The organism is Streptomyces sp. NPDC006602, assembly GCF_042870385.1.
Classification (GTDB): Bacteria; Actinomycetota; Actinomycetes; order Streptomycetales; family Streptomycetaceae; genus Streptomyces.
The window spans coordinates 240,446-261,158 of the sequence record NZ_JBIAHG010000007.1 but is presented as its reverse complement, the minus strand read 5'-3'; the positions used below and the strand labels follow the sequence as shown (position 1 = coordinate 261,158).

The following is a 20,713-nucleotide window of genomic DNA, read 5'->3' as shown; positions in this document are numbered from 1 at the left end:
GAGGTTACGCAAGGCAGGGGCGCGGGGAACGGCGCGACCGGCCACCACAGACCCGCAGCCATCGACCGGCAGAAGCCCCCGTTGGGAAGGCGCAGGCGTCAGCCCTTCACCGCGCCGGTCAGCATGCCCTTCTTGAAGTGCCGCTGGACGAGGGGCGATGCGACCGCGACGGGGATCAGGGCAAGGACCATAACGGCCATCTGGAGTCCCAGGGCGGAGAGTTGCCCGGTGCGAACCGCCTGCTGGAGGCCGGTCGGCGCTTCGGTGTTCTTCTGGACCAGCTGGATGAGCACGTTCTGCAGCGGCATCATCTGCTGGTCGGTGAGGTAGATGGAGGCGTTGAACCAGGCGCTCCAGTACCCGACCGCGTAGAAGAGGGAGATGACCGCCAGCACCGCCCGCGACAGCGGCATGATGATGGTCAGCAGGATGCGCAGGTCACCGGTCCCGTCGATGCGCGCGGACTCGGTGAGTTCGGGCGAGATCCCCATGAAGAAGGCCCGCAGGACGAGGATGTTGAAGACGCTGACCGCGCTCGGCAGGATCAGCGACAGATAGGTGTCGGTGAGACCCAGCGACTGCACCAGCAGATACGTCGGGATGAGGCCGGCCCCGAAGAACATGGTCGCCATCATGGTCATCAGGAAGAACCGGTGACCGAGACTGCCCGGCCGGGACAGGCCGTAGGCCGCGAGTACCGACACCGTCATCGAGAAGAGTGTGCCGAAGAGTGTGACGCCGAGTGAGACCATGATCGCCCGGCTGACCTGGCCGCCGCTGAGCAGCTCGGTGTAGTTGACGAAGGTGATGCCCTGGGGGATCACGACGAGGCCGCCCACCCGGTCGATCACCGGCTTCGGGGAGAGGCTGGTGACGATCACGATCCACAGCGGCCCGAGCACCCCCAGGCAGCACAGGAGCAGGAAGCCGCTCTTGGCGGTGAGTCCGGCCTTGCCGGGCTCCTCCTCCCACGCGGGTCGGGCGGGGGCCTTGAGACTGCGGACGAGCTGTGTGTTGAGGCTCATTTCTGGTACACCCCCTGCTCGCCGAGCAGGTGCGCGACCTTGTTCGCGCCCAGGACGAGACACACTCCGATGACTCCCTTGACCAGGCCGACCGCGGCCGCATAGCTGAAGTCGCCGTTCTGGATACCCATGTTCCACACGTAGGTGTCGAGGACCTCGCTGGCCCCCGCGCCGACCGCGTACCGCTGGAGCAGGAACTGCTCGAAGCCGACGCTCAGCGCGTCGCCCACCCGCAGGACCAGCAGCAGCGCGATCACCGGGCGCAGCGCGGGCAGCGTCACGTGCCACATGCGCCGCCAGCGTCCCGCGCCGTCCATGGCGGCGGCCTCGTACAGGTCGGTGCTGACGGCGGCCAGCGCGGCGAGGAAGACGATGATCCCCCAGCCGGCGTCCTTCCACACGGCCTGCGCGGTGACGAGGTACTTGAACAGGCTCGCGTTGGTCATCAGGTCGAAGCCGCTCCAGCCGTGGTCCTCGAGCGTCTGCGCGATGATGCCGGCGCCGCCGAGGATCTGCTGGAAGACGGTGACGACGAGGACCCACGAGAAGAAGTGCGGCAGATACATGATCGCCTGCGCCACGGCCCGCACCCGGGGCCGGATCACACTGTTGATGACCAGCGCGAGGGCGATGGGGATCGGGAAGAACAGCACCAGCTGGAGCGAGAACAGGACGATGGTGTTCTTCGCCGCGCTCCAGAACAGCGGATCGTCGACCATCCGCGAGAACTGCTCCACCCCGACCCAGGGGCTGTGGAAGATCGCCGTGACGCCGTTGCTGGAGACGTAGGGGTCGTAGTCCTGGAAGGCGACGACGTTGCCGAGCAGCGGGACGTAGTTGAAGAGCAGGAGCAGGAGGATGACGGGCAGCGTCATCAGGATGAGCGTGCGGTCGCGGCGCAGCCGGACCCGGAAGGGAACCTTGCCCGCCCTCGCCGCCTTGGGTGACACCCGCTTCTTCGCCACTGCCGCGGCGACCGCGGCCGCCGGTTCCTCGACGGCCGCGGGGGGACGGGTCCCGTCGGGCCTGCTCCCGGCCGTGATGGACATCAGTTGCCGCTGCCGTTCTTGTCGATGAGCTGCTTGTACCAGTCGCGCAGCTTGTCGCCGCCGGAGGACTTCCAGGTGGAGATGGCGGCCTGGACGTCCGACAGCTTCCGGTTGCCGCGCACGTAGTCGATCTCCAACTGCTCGAACTGGCTGGAGAGGTTCGCGTAGCGGGTCGGCTCGACGATGTTCATGCCGTACGTGGATGTCTTCTTCATGAAGGCGCCCATCCGCTGCTGCCACTCGACCTGCTTGCGGGCGACTTCGGGGAAGTCGGGGTGGGCGAAGTAGGCGGCTGGTGCGGCGAGCATCACCCAGGCGTTGAGCACCTCGGAGTTGCCCAGGTCGTTCTTGACCGGGACGCCGTCCTTGACCGTGTAGTGGGTGCCCTCGACGCCGTAGTCGACGAGCATCCGCTCCTTGGTGCCGTAGGGCGCGGCCGAGAAGTCGGCGGCGGCCAGCGCGTTCTCGATCGTCGCCTTCGAGGCGCCCTTGCGGATCAGCGACCAGATGGTGGCGGGCTGGGACGCGTACAGCGTCGGGTCGCCGCCGTCCGCGCCGAAGATGTCGATGGCGTCGATCTGGAGGTCCGGGTTCGACTGGGCCTGTTCGGCGGTCTTCCCGTACCAGTCGGCGATGTTGGTGTTGTAGACCAGGATCTGTCCGGCGGTGAACCGCTGGCCCTGATCGCCCGAGCGCGCCTTGTCGTCGGGGTGGACCACACCCGCGTCGAACAGCTTGCGGACCCACTCCAGGGCTTCGAGGTATTCGGGCTGCTCGACGCGGTACGTCAGCTTGCCGTCGGACCCGATGTCCCAGCCGATCGACCCGGAGCCGCGGACGCCGAAGATGTTGAAGGCACTCCAGGACATGTCGCCACAGGCCCACACCTTGGCCTTGGAACTGGTGGCCTCCTTGGCCCAGCTCATGAACTCGTCGGGCGACTTGGGTACCGAGTAGCCCTTCTTGTCGAAGATGTCCTTGCGGTACAACTGCGTGATCCAGTTCGCGGTGGCGGCCGGCATCGGAATGCCGCGCAGCGCACCGCCGAAGATGCCCATGCGCCAGGCGTCGGAGGGGATCGCGGCCAGGTTCGGGTACTTCTTGACCTTGTCGCCCGCCAGGTAGGGGCCGAGGTCCATGAACTTCGCGGTCACCGCGTTCGAGATCTTGCCGACCAGTTCCCAGCTCGGCACGACCACCATGTCCGGTATGGAGCTGGAGGCCAGGACGGCGCCGAGCTTCTGGCCGTAGGTGTTGCCGTCCTGGTTCTGCCAGGTGATCTTGGTGCCCGCCGCGGCGTCGAGCGCCGTGTAGTAGGCGCAGCCGGGCTTCGGCGGGGAGCCCCAGAACGGGGACATGATCTTGAAGGGGGTGCCGGTGCCGAGCTTCTCCGGGACCGAGGTTTCGAGGGCCGCGAGGTCGACCTTGCCGGTGTATCCGGAAGCCGAACCGTTCTTCGACGGCAGGTCCGGCTTGGCGACCGCGCTGGCGACGAACGCCGGGAGCAGCTTGTCCGCGGCCTTGCCCGATGTGGTTCCCTCGCGCGACCCGCTGTCCGAACCGCCGCAGGCGGAGAGCAGCGGCATCCCGCCCGCTACCGCCGCGGTGGCGACCGCGGTGGAGGCGAGGAAGCTTCTCCGGCTGGGCCCGGAGGAGGCGGAAGCGGCGTTCGGCGTCATTGCGTCAACCCTTCGTGGCGCACCAGGACACCCGGCGGTGGAGCCGTCGGCTGCGGTGTCATGTGTGGAACTGGCTGAGCTGAAGCGGTTCTGGGAACCTCGGGCCTTCGGGGGAATGCGCGCCTGTCCCGGCGGCAGTCCTCGTTGTCGAAGTAGTCGAAGTAGTCGAAGCGCTTCGATGTTGCTGCGAGGTTAAGTGAACACCCAGGGGTGCACAAGGCCCGGTTCCAAGATTCCTCCGCGGTGTGGAGGAACGAAGCGGCCTCTTACGCGACTTGAAATGTCGGTCAGGAGTCGGAGTTGTTGCCCGGTGGTGTCTTGACACCCACCCCCGGATCGAATGAGCATCGAAGCGCTTCGAAAGCGCTTCGCCGCTCCATCGCAAGGGGATCCCCACGTGACCGCACAAACGCCGCCTACGACGCCTTTCCGCGATCCGCGCCTGCCGTTCGCGAAGCGCATCGACGACCTGCTGTCGCGGCTGACCCTCGACGAGAAGGTCGGCTTCCTCCACCAGTTCGCGCCCGCCGTCGAACGCCTCGGCATCGCCGAGTTCCGCACCGGTCAGGAGGCCCTGCACGGCGTGGCGTGGATGGGCCCGGCCACGGTGTTCCCGCAGGCCGTGGGCCTCGGCGCGACCTGGAACACCGATCTGGTACGACGGGTCGGCGAGGCGGTGTCCAAGGAGACCCGCGCGATGCGCGCCCGCGACGACCGCGTCGGCCTCAACGTCTGGTCGCCGACGGTGAACCTGCTGAGGCATCCGCTGTGGGGCCGTAACGAGGAGGGCTACTCGGAGGACCCGAAGCTCACCTCGGCCATCGCCACCGCCTATACGCACGGACTGCGCGGCGACCACCCGACGTACTGGCGCACGGCGCCGGTCCTCAAGCACTGGCTGGCGCACAACAACGAGACGGACCGGGACACCTCGTCGAGTTCGGTCCGCCCGCGGGTGCTGCACGAGTACGACCTGCGCGCCTTCCGCGAGACCGTCGAGGCGGGCGCCACGGCCGGGGTGATGCCGGCGTACAACCTGGTCAACGGCCGCCCGAACCACGTCTCGCCGCATCTGCGCGAGCAGCTGCGCGCCTGGACCGACGAGGACCTGCTGGTCTGCTCCGACGCGGGCGCGCCCTCCAACCTGGTCGACTCCGAGCACTACTTCGACACCCACGAGGAGGCCACCGCGGCCGCGATCCTCGCCGGCGTCGACAGCTTCACCGACCACGGGACGGACAGTTCGCAGATCATCCAGCGGGTGCGAGGTGCGCTGGAGCAGGGCCTGCTGACCGAGGCCGACATCGACACCGCCGTCCGCCGTCAGCTTTCGGTGCGCTTCCGGCTCGGCGAGTTCGACCCGCACTACGACCCGCACGCCGACACCAGGGACTTCGACACCCCGGCGCACCGCGCGCTCGCCCAGGAGGCCGCCGAGCAGGCCGTCGTCCTGCTCCAGAACGACGGCGTACTGCCGCTGGCCCCGGACACCCGGATCGCCGTGGTCGGCCCGCTCGCCGACGAGTGCAAGCTCGACTGGTACAGCGGCACGCTCCTCCACCGCTCGACCCCGCTGGAGGGGCTGTACGAACGGTTCGGCGCGGAGCGGGTGGAGTTCGCGGAGGGCGTGGACCGGGTTCTGCTCAAGACCTCTGACGGGACGTTCCTGCAGGTGCCCTCCGTCGACGGAGTGACCGACGAGGCGCGCGGCGCCGAGGGTGCGCTCGACCCGGCCCTGCTCGCGGGCCGCACCGACCTGCCCCCGCTCACCACGAACGCCGTCGGCACCGAACTCGCGCTCGTCGACTGGGGCGAGGGCGTACTGACCCTGCGCGCGCCCGACGGCCGCTACCTCTCGGTCGCCGAGGACGGCTACGTACGCGCCTCCGCCGACCAGCCGGGAGGCTGGGTCGTCCAGGAGACGTTCCGGCTGGAACCGCACGGGAACGGACACCTCCTCAGGCATGTCGGTACGGGTCGCCCCGTGTCGGTCGCCGCCGACGGAGCAAAGGTTGCCGACGAGAACCCGGAAACGTTCGAGCTGATCATCGTCGAACGCGGCGAGGACGCGGTGGCCCGGGTCACGTCGGAGGCCGACGTGGTCCTGGTGGTGGCGGGCAACGACCCGCACATCAACGGCCGCGAGACCGAGGACCGCACGACCCTGCGCCTGCCGGCCCAGCAGGAGCGTCTGCTGCGCGCCGCCCGCGCCGCCAACCCGAACACCGTGCTCGCGCTGACCTCCGCCTACCCGTACGCGGTCGACACCGCCGACCTCCGGGCGGTGCTGTGGACGGCCCACGGCGGCCAGGCGGCCGGCACCGCCCTCGCCCGCGTCCTGGCCGGCGACGTCTCCCCCGCCGGCCGCCTCCCGCAGACCTGGTACGCCCACGACTCCGACCTGCCCGACCTCCTCGACTACGACGTGATCGGCAGCCGCCAGACGTACCTCTACTTCGAGGGCACGCCCCTGTTCCCGTTCGGCCACGGACTGTCGTACGCCACCTTCTCGTACGGCGATCTCGACACCCGGGTCGAGGAGGAGACCCTGCACGTCTCCTTCACGGTCACGAACACCGGCGACGTCACGGCCGACGAGGTCGCCCAGCTCTACACCCGCGTCGTGGACCCGGCGGTCCCACGCCCGCGCCGCGAGCTGCTGGCGCACCGGCGCGTGACGCTCGCGCCGGGCGACCGGACGCAGCTGGCCTTCGAAGTGCCCCTGCGTTCCTTCGAGTTCTGGGACGTGACACAGGGCCGCCCGCGCCTGGAGCCGGGCCGGTACGAGCTGCTGGCCGGCGCCTCCAGCGAGGATGTCCGCCTTCGCACGACCCTGCTGCTGAACGGCGAGCCCTCGGCCCCGCGTCCGGTGCTCGAACGCGGCCTGGACGCGGCCGACTTCGACGACCAGAGCGGCGTCGAGATCGTCGACCGCACGAAGGTGTCGGGCGACGCGGTGACGGCGGCGCAGCACCGGGCCGGTGAACTGGTCTACCGGAACTGCGACTTCGGCGCCGGCGCCACGCGGGTGAGCGTGTCGGTGACGGGCGAGGGAGTCGTCGAGATCGCCCTGGACGGCGGGCCGGCGCTCGCGACCCTGACGTCGGACGCGTCCGACTCCGGGCCGTACGCCTACGCCACGCTCGGCGCCGGGATCGTCGCCGACGGCGTGCACGACGTCCACCTCAGGCTGCGCGGCCCGCTGCGGCTCGCGCACGTCGGCTTCTCCGGCTGAGGGTCCGGAGAGGTCGGCAGAGAAGGGGCCCGGCACCGGAAGGCATCGGTGCCGGGCCCCTTCGAGACGGCGTGAGCCGCATGACCGCGACTCTAGCTGAAAATGGTTCCCATGAGCTATAGGGCGAGTCCGGTCAGTACCAGCACCCGCTCGTACGTGTAGTCGTCCATCGCGAACTTCACGCCCTCGCGGCCCACTCCGGACTGCTTGACACCGCCGTACGGCATCTGGTCGGCGCGGTAGGAGGGCACGTCGCCGATGACGACACCGCCGACCTCGAGCGCGCGGTGGGCGCGGAAGGCTGCCTGGAGGTCGTGCGTGAACACACCTGCCTGGAGGCCGTACTTGGAGTCGTTGACGGCTGCGAAGGCAGCCGCCTCCCCGTCCACCTTCCGCACGGTGAGGACCGGCCCGAAGACCTCCTCGCAGGAGATGGTGGTGCTCGCCGGTACGTCGGTCAGGACGGTCGGCGCGTAGGAGGCGCCGTCGCGCTTGCCGCCGGTGAGCAGCTGGGCGCCGGCCTCGACGGCCTCCTGCACCCAGGTCTCGACGCGCCGGGCGGCGTCCTCGCTGACCAGCGGTCCGACGTCGGTCGTGTCGTCGCTCGGGTCGCCGGTGACCTGGGCCTCGACGGCGGCGACGATGCGCGGCAGCAGACGGTCGTACACGGAGGCGTCCGCGATGACCCGCTGCACGGAGATGCAGGACTGGCCGCCCTGGTAGTTGGAGAAGGTGGCGATGCGGGTGGCGGCCCAGTCGAGGTCGGCGTCGGAGGCGTAGTCCCCGAGGACGACGGCGGCGCCGTTGCCGCCCAGCTCCAGGGTGCAGTGCTTGCGCGGCACCGAGTCCATGATCGCGTAGCCGACCTTCTCGGAACCGGTGAAGGAGATGACCGGCAGTCGCTCGTCCTGGACGAGGGCGGACATACGGTCGTTGGGCACCGGGAGGATGCTCCAGGAGCCGGCCGGGAGGTCGGTCTCGGCGAGCAGCTCGCCGATGACGAGCCCGGAGAGCGGGGTGGCGGGCGCCGGCTTCAGGATGATCGGCGCGCCGGCCGCGATCGCCGGGGCGATCTTGTGGGCGCACAGGTTCAGCGGGAAGTTGAACGGGGCGATGCCGAGCACTACGCCCTTCGGGAAGCGGCGGGTGAGGGCGAGACGGCCCTGACCGCCGGCGTCGGTGTCGAGGCGCTGCGCCTCACCGCCGTTGAACCTCCGCGCCTCCTCGGCGGCGAACCGGAACACGGAGACGGCCCGGCCGACCTCGCCGCGGGCCCACTTGATCGGCTTGCCGTTCTCGGCGGAGATGAGCTGCGCGATCTCCTCGGTACGCTCGATCAGCCGTCGGCTCACGTGGTCGAGGGCGGCGGCGCGGAGGTGGGCGGGGGTGGCCGCGAACTCGTCGCGGACGGCGTACGCGGCGGCCACGGCCTCCTCGATCTGCGCGTCGGTCGGCACGGCGACCTTGCCGACGGGGCGACCGTCCCAGGGCGAGGTGACGTCGAAGCTGTCCTCGCCGGTGACCTGGCGGCCGGCGAGCCAGAAGGCGTGGGTGGAAGTCATAGTCGAGTCCCGGCCCTTCCGCGTTGGGGGATGATCCTGGTCTTGGCTGTCGGGGTCCACGGTATGCGCGGAGTGACCGGGAGGGCGTTTGTCCGAGTCGTAGAAGTCGGGGTGCGGAGTAGGCCGGACCGGTGCGGTGCGTCGCTGGCCCGCGGGCTTGCGCCGCCGGTCGGGCTGAGGGATCCGCCGCCCGTCATTCAAGGCGGCGGCGGTCGTCCTCGTCCCACTTCCTCGTGTCGCGCGGGTTGACGTACGGCTCCTCCCGCGGCGGGTGTCCGCCGACGACGGCGCGCTGGCGTGAGGTCTCGGCGTCGAACTCCAGGCCGAGCAGGATGGCGATATTGGTGATCCACAGCCACACCAGGAAGACGATCACGCCGGCGAAGGAGCCGTAGGTCTTGTTGTAGGAGGCGAAGTTGGCCACGTAGAGCGCGAAGCCCGCAGAGGCGATCAACCAGATGACCAAGGCCAGGAAGCTGCCGGGAGTGATCCACCTGAAGCCGCGCACCTTCGCGTTGGGGCTGGCCCAGTACAGAATCGCGATCATGAGGGAGACCAGGAACGCCAGCACCGGCCACTTCGCGATCGACCACACCGTGATGACCGTGTCCTCGATCCCCAGCACCTTGCCCGCCTGCTGGGCCAGGGAGCCGGTGAAGATCACGATCAGCGCGCTGACCACCGCCAGGATCATCAGCAGGACGGTGAGGGCGAGCCGCAGCGGCATCACCTTCCACACGGGGCGGCCCTCGGGAATGTCGTACACGGCGTTGGAGGTCCGGATGAACGCCGCCACGTAGGCGGATGCCGACCACACCGCCAGGACGAGGCCGCCGATCGCGATGACCGAGCCGATGCGGCCGTGGCCCTGCAATTGCTGGACCGCGTTGCGGATCACGTCGCGGGCGGCCCCCGGGGTCAGCTGCTCCACGTTGGCCAGCACCTTCGTCGCCGACTGTCCGGCGATCCCCAGCAACGAGACAAGCACCAGCAGCGCCGGGAACATCGAAAGGATGCCGTAGTAGGTCAGGGACGCTGCCCGGTCGATGAGTTCGTCGTCCATGAACTCCTTGAGCGTCCCGCGCGACACCGCCCACCAGGACGTCTTCGGCATGTGGGTGAGGGCCTGCGGTGCTTTGCGCTCCACCTCCGGCTCCGGGCCGAACCGTTCCGGGTCGTCCTCGCGGCCGTACGCCTCGGCGTCCCGCCGCTGCCGCTCGCCGTTCTCCGGGCCCCGGCCATGGCGGGTGTCGTCCCGCCTGTGCACGAGTCTCATGACTGACCACTCCTCACGCACGGGGCGCCGCGCTCCGGACCCGGAGGGCGGCGGCGGCCGTATGCATCGGAGCGCGCACCATGACAGGAGTGGGTCCCCGGGGTGCCCGGCGAGGGCCGTCCCGTCCCTGGCCGGGCGCCCCGGGGATGGATCAGCGGCGGGGGCGCCCGCCGCCTTCGCCGGTCTCCTCGGCCTCGGCCTCGATGCGCTCCTTGCGGACCTCTCCCGTGACGGTCTCTTCCTCGGTGACCTCATCGGTGGACAGGCGGACGCGTTCCTTGGGCTCGACCCTGGTCTCGACCACCGGCGTCTCCTCGTGGAGGATCACCTCGTGCTCGTCCTCGGATATTTCCGGGCCGGACAGGGCCGCGTCGACGTTCGCGTCCGTGATCGGCTCACGCTCGACCCGGACCTCCTCGTGGCTCACGGGAACCGTGTACTGCTGCTCCTCCGTGACGACGTACTTCCGCAGCCGCGCGCGGCCGGCCTCGCGGCGTTCGACGCCGACGTGCATCTCCTCTTCGGAGCGGGTCATCGCGTCGTCAGCCGTGGGTGCCTGAGGCGTGTCCGCCATGGGCGCCTGTGACGTGGCCTGCTGCCAGGCGGCGTCCCAGTCGATGCCGTAGTACTCGTACAGACGGTGCTCCTCCTGCTCGGACAGGTGACCGCCGGCGTCGACGTCGACGTTGGGCGCGTCCTTGACCTGGTCCTTGGCGTACGGCACCTCGAGGTGGTCCTCGACGATGCTGGCGTCGTGGATGGGGATGAACGACTCACTGGTGCCGAACATGCCGGTCTTCACGCTGACCCATTCGGGCTGGCCGGTGGCATCGTCGAGGAAGACGTGCCGGGCGTCGCCGATCTTGTTGCCGCTCGAGTCGTGGACCGGGTGGTCCAGCACGGCGGGTAGCTGCTCTCGGGTGATCATCTTGGTTCTCCTTCGGTGACTGACCGGTCTTCCCCCCACGTCGCGGAACCCGCTCTCTCAGCGGCCGGCACCGTATGCGCCCCCGTACGCGCCTTGGTCCTGGCGTCCGCTGCGCGCGCGGGCTGCCGCGCTTGCGGCAAGGGCCAGCAGCAGGGCGACGATCCCGGTGATGACGTTGTTGACGACGGTCCGTGTGGTGTCGACATTGCCTGCCACCACCCACGGAGCGATGATCGTCCACGCGCCCAGGGCGCACGCGGCCCACGCCATGCTGTGGGTGCGGTCGTAGGCACGGCCGAAGCCGCCGCTCATGAGCAGCGCGTAGGCGAGCCCCGTGATCAGGTTGACGATGGCCAGCCTGGAGAAGCCGCCGCCGTTGAACCCGACGATCCAGGGGGAGGCCGCGAGGTAGAGGCCCGTGACCAGCGCCATCATCTCGATGGCTTGGGCCCGCGGGGTCGTTGCGGCGCGCTCGGCCAGCGCATGGCGCTCGCGCGTTCCGACAAGGTCGGGATGGGTTTCCATCGTCGACCCGGAGCTGGGTGAGGTCACTCCGATCACCTCCGGTGATTGAAAAGGGCGTGATGTTCGCCGTTGCGGTGTGGGCACGCTGCACGGACGGCAGCTGGTGTCTGTCCGTGCAGCGGCGTTCTACGGTCCGGGCCGCGTGCCCCATCTGTGCGCCACCCCCGGCCGGTGCCCCAGCTCAGGCGCCCGCCCCTGGCAGTTACGCGGTCCCGCTCTCGCCCCGTCCGGTTAACCGCTACCCGAGGACCAAAACAGTAAATACGCCACCAAATAGGATTAAATCTGTCTTGCTCCGTCGCGTGCCGTCCGCACCGGAGTCGGCAGGGGTCGGCCAGGGAAGGTTTGCGGCACAGCGCGGCGGGACGGAGCCTGAGAGAAGTACGCCCTTCGACCGAGGGAGAGGAGGCGGGCCCGATGAGCAGCATCGCGGACCGCGTCACCCTGTTGTTCCGGAGCAAGGCGAACCAGGCCCTGGACCAGGCCGAGGATCCCCGTGAGGTGCTGGATTACTCCTACACCCAGCAGTTGGAGCTGCTGCACAAGGTGCGACGTGGTGTGGCGGACGTGGCCACCAGCCGCAAGCGGGTGGATCTGCAACTGGTGCAGCTGCAGCAGTACGCCGCGAAGCTGCAGGCCCAGGCGGAGCAGGCGCTCGCCGCAGGCCGCGAGGACCTCGCCCGCGAGGCGCTGACCAGGCGCGGCGCGGTGACGGCCCAGCTCGCCGAACTGCAGAGCCAGCAGGCGGCGTTGCAGGCGGATGAGGACAAGCTCACCGTCTCCTCGCAGCGCCTGCAGGCCAAAGTGGACGCCTTCCGTACCCGCAAGGAGACCATGAAGGCCACCTACACGGCGGCCGAGGCCCAGACCCGCATCACCGAGGCCGTCACCGGCATCAGTGAGGAGCTGGGCGACGTCGGCCTGGCGATGCAGCGCGCCCAGGACAAGACCGAGCAGATGCAGGCGCGCTCCGGCGCCCTGGACGAACTGATCGACTCCGGGGTCCTGTCGGACGCCACCCTCCCCGCCGGCCGCGACGACATCCAGGCAGAGCTGGAGGCCCTCAGCGCCGACAGCGGGATCGAGCAGGAGCTGGCCCGGATGAAGGCCCGGCTCCCGGCCGCCGGCCGACCGGCGGCCGTGGAAGGCGGCAGCACCGACCGTCCGCCGCAACAGGAGGCACCATGATCATCCGGATTCTCGGCGAGGGCCAGTACGACCTCACCGATGACCACCTCGACGAGCTCAACAAGCCCGACTCCGCCCTGCAGTCCGCGGCTGACGCCGACGACGAGGCGGCCTTCCACACCGCACTGAACGCTCTCCTGGAGACCGTACGCCGACTGGGCACACAGATCCCGGACGAAGCGATCACACCGTCGGACCTCGTGCTCCCCGACGAGGACACAAGCCTGCGCGAGGTACGGGCGCTGCTGTCCGACGAGGGCCTGATCCCTGGGTGAACGCCATCCGCATCGGGTCGCCGCGCGCAGGGGTGGGCGTGGCGGGGCGATGACCATGCCCACGCCCGCCCCCTACTCCGCGGACGTCGCCTTCAGCGCCAGCCACAGCTCCATCCGCGCGTCCGGGTCGTCCAGCGAGCGTCCCAGGATCTCCTCCACGCGCCGCATCCGGTAGCGGAGCGTGTGGCGGTGCACCCCGAGGTCCACCGCTGCGGCGTCCCACTGGCCGTGCCGTGACAGCCAGGCCCGCAGCGAGGCCACCAGGTCGCCGCGGCCCTGTGCGTCGTGCTCGTACAGGGGGCGCAACAGCCCGTCCGCGAAGGCCTTGACCGCGTCGTCGGCGAGCAGCGGCAGCACCGAGCCCGCCGCCATCTGTTCGTGCTCGACACACACCCGCCCCCGCCGCCGCGCCACCGACAGGGCCTGCCTGGCCTGTTTGTACGCGGCGGCGGCCGCGATCGGCCCGGCCGGTGCCGACAGTCCCACGACCAGCTCGGCCTCGGCCAGGGAAGCTCCGCCCGCCCCCACTTCCTCCCCTGCCGCCTCCCCGCTTCGCCCCGCCTCCAGCGCCGCCGCGTACTCCCCGCACGCGGCCACCGCCGCTCCCCTGTCCGCGGCCAGCACCACCAGCCGCTCCCCCTCGGGCACGACCAGCACCGCCTCCCCGGACCGTGCCGCCGCCGACTCCAGTACGTCGGCCAGCGCGCTCAGCGGATCGCCGTGGGTGTCGGCGGCGGCCAGCGTCGCGGCCGTGGACTTGGCGGGCGGCGCCGGCGTGTGGCCGTCGGGCTGCACCCGGGCCGCCGACGTGGCCGAGGCCGACTCCGCGACGATCATCCGGAAGGGCGCGTCCAGCAATCCCCCGTAGAGGTCCCCCGCCACCGCCCGGGCGTGGTCCGGCTCCCCCGCGAGCAGCATGCGCAGCACCGCCGCGCCGAGCCGCTGCTCGGCCGCGTGCAGGGACCGCGAGCGCTCGGTGGTGAGGGTCAGCAGCGCGATGGCCGAGTGGACGGCGTACCGCTCGGCCGTACCGAGCGCCGCGGCCGTCCCGACCGCCAGCGCGGCCCGCGGGCGGCGGCCCGTGCCCAGCGAGTGCAGCTCGACCCGGTCCTCGTGCTCGGGGCCGCCCACGACCGACGAGGCGGGCGCGGGCCGCTCCCGCAGCCGCTCGACGTCCGCCGTGAGCCGGGCGGCCCGGCGGCCCGCCCACTCCGGCGCGGTGGCGACGACGGCGCCCGAGGCGTCGTAGAGCGCCGCCCACCCGTCGACCTGCGAGGCGAGGGAACTCAGCAACCCCTCCGGGCCGTCCGTCAGCGCCTGCTTGGTCAGTTCTCGCTGCGCCGCGAAGCCCGCGGTCACCGCCCGGTACTGGTCGGCGGCGATCTCCGCGGACACGGCCTTGCTGATGGCGAGGAAGGGTGTGCGGCGCGGCACCTCGAGCAGCGGCAGCCCTTCCTGCTCGGCGGCGTCGACGAGCGCCTTGGGGATCTCCTCGTAGTTGACCCCGACCGCGAAGCCGAGCCCGACGACCCCCGCGCCCACCAGCCGCTTCACATAGCGTGACATCGCTTCGGGGTCCTCCGCGTCCAGCTTCAACGCGGTGATCAGCAGCAGTTCCCCGCCCTCCATGTAGGGCACGGGGTCGGCGAGCTCGCTGACGTGCGCCCAGCGGACCGGCACGTCCAGGCGGTCCTCGCCGGCCCGCACGGTCAGCTTCAGCGCGGAGTGGTGGATGAGCGAGGCGAGCGTCGGGGGCATGAGGCCTTCAGGTGTGCGAGACAGGTAGGCGTGACCGTCGTGATCTTTGTGATCTTTTGGCCGAACCGCACGAACGACCTGTGCCGATTCTGCCTCACCGTACGGTCCGCACGTCACCTCAACCGCGCAGATCCACCAGCAGCGGCGGCGCGTGCTCCCCCTTCACATTCGTCAGTGAGAGGACCGCGTGCCCCGGCGGCACCCCGTGTGCCAGCTCGGACGCGGACCACCGCTCCCGCTCGACCTGCCGGACGGTCACCGCCCGCGCGGTCGGCGCCTTGCCGGTGATCACGCGCCGTACCGCGTGAAGCACCTTGCCGGCCGGTGTCTCGGCGATGATCTGCCGGTCGGTGACGTCCCTCGCCTCGATCCACTCCTTGCCCCACACCTCGGCGAAGTCCTGCCCGTCCCACGGCGTCAGCCCGGACAGCGCCATCCGGCACCCGGTGGCCCCGAGCAGCGGCCCGCGCAGCGGCCTCGGTACGTCGTCCAGGGTGCGCAGCGTCAGCACGACCCCGGCGTTGCCCGACCGCAGCCGCTGGATGCCCCGTACGGCTTCGGGGGTCACCACGCCCGTGGCGTCGTCCAGGATCAGGCAGGCGAACAGCGACCGGTCCTCCCGTACCGCCACGCTCGCCGTGAACTGGGCGAGCACCAGCCGCGCCAGCATCCGCGAGGCGTCGGCGTGGCCGCGCTGGGGGAGGTCGATGCGCACCCGCACGGGATGGTCGAGTGCCTTCAGCGAGAAGGGACGCGACTGTCCGGAGGTGTCGAAGAAGCCCGCGAAGGCCGGCCGGTCGAGCAGCGCCACCCGATCCGCGAGCACCCCGCCCACGTCCCCCGGTTGTCCCAGCTGCCGCTCCCGCGCGTCCAGTTCGCGCAGCAGTGCCTCCTGCCCGGAGTCCTCGAGGCCCTTGCGCAACGCGGCCAGCGGCGCGGGCGCGCCGTCGAGGAGCTGCCGCAGCTCCGGTACGGAGGGGAAACGTCCGTGGACCGCCCGGAACGGCCCGAGGAGCTGGGCGAGGACGGTGGTGGAGCGGCGGGTGTCGCCACCCTGGTGCGGCTCCGCGAGGTCGCCGACGAGCGCCTCGGCGAGCACGGCCGCCGCCTCGTCCGGGTCCGTCGTCCCGCCGTACAGGTCGAGGTCGTACACCGATTCCGGATTCCCGATGCGTACGACGACGTCGTAGGCGTCGGTCGGACCGAGCCCGGCGCCCGCCGCGCCGAGCACCACGACGGCGGCCCGACCGGCGAGCGCGTGCAGGCACAGCGACTCGGCGAGCGGGTTCACGACGGTGCCGGTCTTGCCGGAGCCGGGCGGTCCGACGGCGAGCAGCGAGGTGCCGAGCAGATCGGGGCCGAGTCCGAGGCCGGTGCCGCGGTAGGCGTACGGGTTGCGGGCGTCGTCGGCCGTGGTGCCGAGGCGCACCTGGCCGGTGACCAGGTCGTGCCGGGCGATGCGGGTCGGCAGGTCACGCTCGCCGGAGGGGTGCAGACAGGCGGCGGCGCCCTCCTGGAGCACGGCACCGGTGAAGGCGGCGAGACTGTGCCGGCCGCTGCGGACCCCCTGCCAGGCGCGGTCGATCCGGGCGTGGTCGACGTCCCGCATCAGCCCGGCACGGGCCTCGGCGGCGAGCCGCTCGGCGGCGTCGGCGGCCCCGGCGGCCCGCAGCTGGGGCCACTCGGCGGGGTCCTGCTCGGGGGTGGGCGGCCGTTCGGTCACCGGCGCGGACCGGCGCCAGGCGGGCGGTCCGAACCGGCGCCAGACCTCGCCCCAGCGGCCGAGACGCCCGACGGCGAACATGATCGCCAGGGCGATCAACGTGTAGTAGCTGTACCAGAGGACGGCGTTGCCGACGCGGTCGTTGTTGTGGCGCCAGGAATCCGGCGTGAAGAGTTCGAGGGGCAGGACCCACCAGCCGCCGAGGTAGCCGTTCCACAGGAGCGACCAGATCAGCCAGCCGACGAGGAACGCGATCACCGCGCCGCTGAGCAGCTGCCGCGTCGGGATCCTCTCGGGCTCCTCCTCGGGTCGGGCCTTGTGCCCGAACCGCCACACGCCCGGTGCCGCCTCCGGCCGGGGCGTCCGCAGCCACGCGAGGAAGCCCGACCCGTCCGGCATCGGCGGCACACCCGGCGCCGGCGCCGCGGAAGGCCGCGGCGGCATCGCCGGGACCTGAGGGGGCCCCGCCGGACGTGGCACAGGGTTCGCATGCGTACCCCGCGCGTCCCGCGTCCCGTCGCTGTCCATCGCCCTCGCCCCTTGACCAGCCGTTCCGTCCACCGTCAGCGAGTCAATCTAACGCCCCCGCCTGGGTAGTTCACCGCTTACGCGGCCGGGCCCGCATCGAGCGGGCCACACACCGCTATGTCCAAGACGGACAAGCCGTATCGGCGAGAACGCCCACATGGAGCATGCCCACCCCCCGGTCCCCGCCCTAGCCTGCGAGAAAAGAGAAGGCAATCGTCGGCACGAGCAAAACCCCAGGAGCCCCCCATGACCGCACTTCCGCAGGAGCGCCGCGTCGTCACCGCCATCCCCGGCCCGAAGTCGCAGGAGCTGCAGGCCCGCCGCGTCGCCGCGGTCGCGCAGGGGGTGGGCTCCGTGCTGCCCGTGTTCACCGCGCGCGCGGGCGGCGGGATCATCGAGGACGTCGACGGCAACCGTCTGATCGACTTCGGCTCCGGCATCGCGGTCACCTCGGTCGGCGCCTCCGCCGAGGCCGTCGTACGCCGGGCCTCCGCCCAGCTCGCCGAATTCACCCACACCTGTTTCATGGTCACGCCGTACGAGGGCTACGTCGAGGTCGCCGAGGCCCTCGCGGAGCTCACGCCGGGTGACCACGCCAAGAAGAGCGCCCTGTTCAACAGCGGTGCCGAGGCCGTCGAGAACGCGGTGAAGATCGCCCGCGCGTACACCAAGCGCCAGGCCGTCGTCGTCTTCGACCACGGCTACCACGGCCGTACGAACCTGACGATGGCGCTGACCGCGAAGAACATGCCGTACAAGCACGGCTTCGGCCCGTTCGCGCCCGAGGTCTACCGGGTCCCGGTCGCCTACGGCTACCGCTGGCCGACCGGCCCGGAGAACGCCGGCCCGGAGGCCGCCGCGCAGGCCATCGACCAGATCACCAAGCAGGTCGGCCCGGACAACGTGGCAGCGATCATCATCGAGCCGGTGCTCGGCGAGGGCGGCTTCATCGAGCCGGCCAAGGGCTTCCTGCCCGCGCTGCGGAAGTTCGCCTCGGACAACGGCATCGTGTTCGTCGCGGACGAGATCCAGTCCGGCTTCTGCCGCACCGGCCAGTGGTTCGCCTGCGAGGACGAGGGCATCGTCCCCGACCTGATCACCACCGCCAAGGGCATCGCGGGCGGTCTGCCGCTCGCCGCCGTCACCGGCCGCGCCGAGATCATGGACGCCGCGCACGCGGGCGGCCTCGGCGGCACCTACGGCGGCAACCCGGTCGCCTGCGCCGGTGCGCTCGGCTCCATCGAGACGATGAAGGAGCTCGACCTCAACGCCAGGGCGAAGGCGATCGAGGTGACGATGAAGGCCCGGCTGTCCGCCATGGCCGAGAAGTTCGACATCATCGGTGACGTCCGGGGCCGCGGCGCGATGATCGCCATCGAGCTGGTCAAGGACCGCGCCACCAAGGAGCCGAACCCGGAGGCGACCGCCGCCCTCGCCAAGGCCTGCCACCAGGAGGGCCTGCTGGTCCTGACCTGTGGCACCTACGGCAACGTGCTGCGCTTCCTGCCCCCGCTGGTCATCGGCGAGGACCTCCTGCGCGAGGGCCTCGACATCATCGAGCAGGCTTTCGCGCGCATCTGACGGGTGAGCCGCACAGGTGATTCCGCCAGCGGTAGGCCGTGTGAAGAAGCTGTGCGGGGTAGATGACAGGAGTCGATTCAGCCTGTCTTGGACCCGTCCCCTGACGTAGGTTCTATCCAGATGAGAGATACACGCCGCCCACAGGGGACTGTGGGCGACATCAGGCCGTGGCCTCCCCAGCTTCGACCTGGTCGTGCCCTCGCGCACACAACCGGTGCCTCCGGCTCCGGATCTCCTCACCGATCGGACAGTCGCCCGCCCCAAACCCCCCGGGGCGCGCGACCATCCGATCTGATCGGCCGCCCCGGAACCACCCCCCCTGTTCCGGGGCGGCCGGCCTCCTTCTTCCTCCTCTTCGGGCTTCTTCCAGCCCTTCTCTTCGCGCTGATCACCTGGCAGGTCGTGGCCGACGGCCCCCTGCTGCGCGTGGACGAGCGTGTCAGCCGCGCTCTGGTCTCCCCGGACCGTTTCTCCGACGGCCTCTCCGACCTGGGCGACGTCCGGCTCGCGATCCCCGTCCTCGCCGCCGTCCTGGCGTACGTCGCCTGGCGGGCCCTGCACAGTGGTACAGACCGCTGGTGGCTCCCGCCCACCGCGGCGGTCCTCGTCATGGCCCTGGTACCGGCGCTGGTCATCCCGCTCAAGGAACTCACGGCCCGCCACGGCACCCCGATCATGCCCCCGAGCGTCGGCTACTACCCGTCCGGCCACACCGCCACGGCCGCCGTCGCGTACGGCTGCGCGACCCTGCTCCTCCTCCCGTGGCTGCGCACCGCCTACGCCCGCCGGGAACTCCTCATCGCCTGCGCGGCCGTCAACCTCGGCGTCGGTTTCGGCCTGATCCGCCACGGTTACCACTGGCCACTGGATGTGGTGGCCAGTTGGTGTCTGGGTGCGGTGCTGCTCTCGTCCTTGTGGCTGTTCCTCGGGCGGGAGACGCCCGACGAAGAGCCGAAGCAGTAGGTGGGAGAAGCCTTCCGCGCCGGCCGCACGGCAGTTCAGCTGTCGAAGCCGAGACCGAATCTGTCCATCGTCCGCAGCCACAGGTTGCGCCGCCCGCCGTGCGCGTCCGCCCGCGCCAGCGACCACTTGGTGAGGGCGATGCCGGTCCAGGCGAAGGGTTCCGGCGGGAAGGGCAGCGGCTTCTTGCGGACCACGTCGGCGCCGAATCGGGTGGCGCCGACGCCCAGGCCCGTATAGCCCGCCGCGTAGGCCACCTTGCCGTGGTGGGCCGTGCCGTAGAACGCCGAGAAGCGCGAGCAGGTGTCGATCGCGCCGCCCCACGCGTGCGTGAAACGAACTCCCTCCAACTGCGGGAAGCAGGTGAAGAAGTGCTCGGCGAGCTTGGCGTACGTCTCCGGCCGGTCGTCGTACTCGGCACGCACCCGGCCGCCGTAGGGGTAGACCGCGTCGTAGCCGCCCCAGAGGACGCGGTTGTCCGCGGACAGGCGGAAGTAGTGGAACTGGTTCGCCGAGTCGCCGAGGCCCTGGCGGTTCTTCCAGCCGATCGACGCCAACTGGTCGGCGGTCAGGGGCTCGGTCATCAGCGCGTAGTCGTAGACCGGGACGGTGTACGCCCTCACCCGCTTGACCAGGTTCGGGAAGACGTTCGTGCCGAGCGCGACCTCGCGGGCGCGGACCGAGCCGTACGGAGTGCGTACGGCCATCCCGGCGCCGTACGGCTTCAACGTGAGCGCGGGCGTGTGCTCGTAGACGCGGACGCCGAGCCGCAGGCACGCCCGCTTCAACCCCCAGGCCAGCTTGGCCGGGTTGAGCATGGCCACGCCCCGGCGGTCGTGGAGGCCGGCCCGGAAGGTCGGTGAGTCCACCTGTTCCCGTACGGCTTCCGTGTCCAGGAACTCGACGCCGTCGGCAAGGCCCTCGCGCTCCATCTCCTCGTACCAGTCGCGCAGTTCACGCGCCTGGTACGGCTCGGTCGCGACGTCGATCTCGCCCGTGCGCTCGAACTCGCAGTCGAGGCCGTGCCGGGCGACCGCCTTCTCCATCTCGTCCAGATTGCGGGCGCCCAGCTCCTGGAGCTTGTGGATCTCGTCCGGCCAGCGGGCGAGGCCGTTGGGCAGGCCGTGGGTGAGGGAGGCGGCGCAGAAGCCGCCGTTGCGGCCCGAGGCGGCCCAGCCCACCTCGCGGCCTTCCAGCAGGACGACATCCCGCCGCGGGTCGCGCTCCTTGGCGAGGAGCGCGGTCCACAATCCGCTGTAGCCGCCGCCGACGACCAGCAGGTCGCAGGTCTCGGCACCGGTGAGCGCGGGCTCGGGGTGGGGCTTGCCGGGGTCGTCCAGCCAGTACGGGACCGGCTGGGCGTCGGAAAGGGACGTGGTCCAACGGCTCATGGCGCTTGGGGCCATGATTTCAACTCCCTA

General features: G+C 70.7%; 15 protein-coding genes. 5 read left to right on the top strand and 10 right to left on the bottom strand.

Annotation, left to right across the window (positions count from 1 at the left end; translation table 11 throughout):
• Positions 1–98 precede the first annotated feature (98 nt).
• From ACFYO2_RS21065 to ACFYO2_RS21055, 3 genes are read right to left on the bottom strand one after another with little or no spacing between them, the layout of a single operon-like run.
• Positions 99–1,025: a carbohydrate ABC transporter permease gene (locus ACFYO2_RS21065; RefSeq protein WP_388350987.1), complete on the bottom strand. Its 927-nt coding sequence runs from the start codon at positions 1,023–1,025 to the stop codon at positions 99–101.
• Complete coding sequence (locus ACFYO2_RS21060; protein WP_388350984.1) at positions 1,022–2,074, bottom strand: ABC transporter permease; 1,053 nt, start codon at positions 2,072–2,074, stop codon at positions 1,022–1,024. Before ACFYO2_RS21060 ends, ACFYO2_RS21065 begins: the two co-directional genes overlap by 4 nt.
• Entirely contained in the window at positions 2,074–3,753 is a 1,680-nt protein-coding gene (locus ACFYO2_RS21055) for an extracellular solute-binding protein (protein WP_388350981.1), read from the bottom strand. Before ACFYO2_RS21055 ends, ACFYO2_RS21060 begins: the two co-directional genes overlap by 1 nt.
• 397 nt (positions 3,754–4,150) lie before the next feature.
• Between ACFYO2_RS21055 and ACFYO2_RS21050 the strand changes: the two genes are divergently transcribed.
• The gene (locus ACFYO2_RS21050; protein WP_388350978.1) at positions 4,151–6,988 is read left to right on the top strand and encodes a glycoside hydrolase family 3 C-terminal domain-containing protein; all 2,838 of its coding nucleotides are present in this window, start codon (positions 4,151–4,153) and stop codon (positions 6,986–6,988) included.
• Between the two features lie 116 nt (positions 6,989–7,104).
• Here ACFYO2_RS21050 and ACFYO2_RS21045 read toward each other — a convergent pair whose 3' ends face one another.
• The 4 genes from ACFYO2_RS21045 to ACFYO2_RS21030 form a co-directional block, all read right to left on the bottom strand.
• Positions 7,105–8,550 carry an aldehyde dehydrogenase family protein gene (locus ACFYO2_RS21045; protein ID WP_388350975.1) on the bottom strand — a complete coding sequence of 482 codons (1,446 nt, stop codon included), beginning with the start codon at positions 8,548–8,550 and terminating at the stop codon, positions 7,105–7,107.
• A 193-nt stretch (positions 8,551–8,743) separates the two neighbouring features.
• A complete protein-coding gene (locus ACFYO2_RS21040) occupies positions 8,744–9,826 on the bottom strand; it encodes a YihY/virulence factor BrkB family protein (RefSeq protein ID WP_388350972.1) in 1,083 nt (360 codons plus the stop codon).
• A 151-nt stretch (positions 9,827–9,977) separates the two neighbouring features.
• Positions 9,978–10,754: a YsnF/AvaK domain-containing protein gene (locus ACFYO2_RS21035; RefSeq protein ID WP_388350969.1), complete on the bottom strand. Its 777-nt coding sequence runs from the start codon at positions 10,752–10,754 to the stop codon at positions 9,978–9,980.
• A 57-nt stretch (positions 10,755–10,811) separates the two neighbouring features.
• Complete coding sequence (locus ACFYO2_RS21030; protein ID WP_388351289.1) at positions 10,812–11,279, bottom strand: SPW repeat protein; 468 nt, start codon at positions 11,277–11,279, stop codon at positions 10,812–10,814.
• Positions 11,280–11,696: 417 nt separating this feature from the next.
• Here ACFYO2_RS21030 and ACFYO2_RS21025 point away from each other — a divergent pair, with 417 nt between their 5' ends.
• Both ACFYO2_RS21025 and ACFYO2_RS21020 read left to right on the top strand, forming a co-directional pair.
• Positions 11,697–12,467, top strand: a complete 771-nt coding sequence (locus ACFYO2_RS21025; RefSeq protein ID WP_388350967.1) for a PspA/IM30 family protein — start codon at positions 11,697–11,699, stop codon at positions 12,465–12,467.
• Positions 12,464–12,742, top strand: coding sequence for a hypothetical protein (locus ACFYO2_RS21020; RefSeq protein WP_388350965.1), 279 nt, complete (start codon positions 12,464–12,466; stop codon positions 12,740–12,742). The genes ACFYO2_RS21025 and ACFYO2_RS21020 overlap by 4 nt, the downstream gene beginning before the upstream one ends.
• A gap of 72 nt (positions 12,743–12,814) precedes the next feature.
• On the opposite strand, the gene ACFYO2_RS21015 is transcribed toward ACFYO2_RS21020, so the two are convergent.
• Both ACFYO2_RS21015 and ACFYO2_RS21010 read right to left on the bottom strand, forming a co-directional pair.
• Entirely contained in the window at positions 12,815–14,500 is a 1,686-nt protein-coding gene (locus tag ACFYO2_RS21015) for a PucR family transcriptional regulator (protein WP_388350962.1), read from the bottom strand.
• Between the two features lie 118 nt (positions 14,501–14,618).
• Complete coding sequence (locus ACFYO2_RS21010; protein ID WP_388350959.1) at positions 14,619–16,751, bottom strand: ATP-binding protein; 2,133 nt, start codon at positions 16,749–16,751, stop codon at positions 14,619–14,621.
• A 246-nt stretch (positions 16,752–16,997) separates the two neighbouring features.
• On the opposite strand from ACFYO2_RS21010, the gene gabT reads away from it, so the two are divergent.
• Complete coding sequence (gene gabT, locus ACFYO2_RS21005; RefSeq protein WP_388350956.1) at positions 16,998–18,332, top strand: 4-aminobutyrate--2-oxoglutarate transaminase; 1,335 nt, start codon at positions 16,998–17,000, stop codon at positions 18,330–18,332.
• A 120-nt stretch (positions 18,333–18,452) separates the two neighbouring features.
• A complete protein-coding gene (locus ACFYO2_RS21000; RefSeq protein WP_388350953.1) occupies positions 18,453–19,295 on the top strand; it encodes a phosphatase PAP2 family protein in 843 nt (280 codons plus the stop codon).
• Positions 19,296–19,330: 35 nt separating this feature from the next.
• Here the strand turns inward: ACFYO2_RS21000 and ACFYO2_RS20995 are convergent, their stop codons facing one another.
• On the bottom strand, positions 19,331–20,698 hold the full coding sequence (locus tag ACFYO2_RS20995; protein WP_388350950.1) for an NAD(P)/FAD-dependent oxidoreductase: 1,368 nt from the start codon (positions 20,696–20,698) through the stop codon (positions 19,331–19,333).
• Between the last annotated feature and the right edge of the window lie 15 nt (positions 20,699–20,713).

Excerpts from the sequence above, each read along its gene's own strand:
- ACFYO2_RS21010 (WP_388350959.1), bottom strand. The coding sequence starts at position 16,751 with ATGGACAGCGACGGGACGCGGGACGCGCGGGGTACGCATGCGAACCCT.
- ACFYO2_RS21060 (WP_388350984.1), bottom strand. The coding sequence starts at position 2,074 with ATGTCCATCACGGCCGGGAGCAGGCCCGACGGGACCCGTCCCCCCGCG.
- ACFYO2_RS21045 (WP_388350975.1), bottom strand. The coding sequence starts at position 8,550 with ATGACTTCCACCCACGCCTTCTGGCTCGCCGGCCGCCAGGTCACCGGC.
- ACFYO2_RS21065 (WP_388350987.1), bottom strand. The coding sequence starts at position 1,025 with ATGAGCCTCAACACACAGCTCGTCCGCAGTCTCAAGGCCCCCGCCCGA.
- gabT (WP_388350956.1), top strand. The coding sequence starts at position 16,998 with ATGACCGCACTTCCGCAGGAGCGCCGCGTCGTCACCGCCATCCCCGGC.
- ACFYO2_RS21055 (WP_388350981.1), bottom strand. The coding sequence starts at position 3,753 with ATGACGCCGAACGCCGCTTCCGCCTCCTCCGGGCCCAGCCGGAGAAGC.
- ACFYO2_RS21015 (WP_388350962.1), bottom strand. The coding sequence starts at position 14,500 with ATGCCCCCGACGCTCGCCTCGCTCATCCACCACTCCGCGCTGAAGCTG.
- ACFYO2_RS21000 (WP_388350953.1), top strand. The coding sequence starts at position 18,453 with ATGAGAGATACACGCCGCCCACAGGGGACTGTGGGCGACATCAGGCCG.
- ACFYO2_RS21040 (WP_388350972.1), bottom strand. The coding sequence starts at position 9,826 with ATGAGACTCGTGCACAGGCGGGACGACACCCGCCATGGCCGGGGCCCG.
- ACFYO2_RS21025 (WP_388350967.1), top strand. The coding sequence starts at position 11,697 with ATGAGCAGCATCGCGGACCGCGTCACCCTGTTGTTCCGGAGCAAGGCG.
- ACFYO2_RS21035 (WP_388350969.1), bottom strand. The coding sequence starts at position 10,754 with ATGATCACCCGAGAGCAGCTACCCGCCGTGCTGGACCACCCGGTCCAC.
- ACFYO2_RS21020 (WP_388350965.1), top strand. The coding sequence starts at position 12,464 with ATGATCATCCGGATTCTCGGCGAGGGCCAGTACGACCTCACCGATGAC.
- ACFYO2_RS21030 (WP_388351289.1), bottom strand. The coding sequence starts at position 11,279 with ATGGAAACCCATCCCGACCTTGTCGGAACGCGCGAGCGCCATGCGCTG.
- ACFYO2_RS20995 (WP_388350950.1), bottom strand. The coding sequence starts at position 20,698 with ATGGCCCCAAGCGCCATGAGCCGTTGGACCACGTCCCTTTCCGACGCC.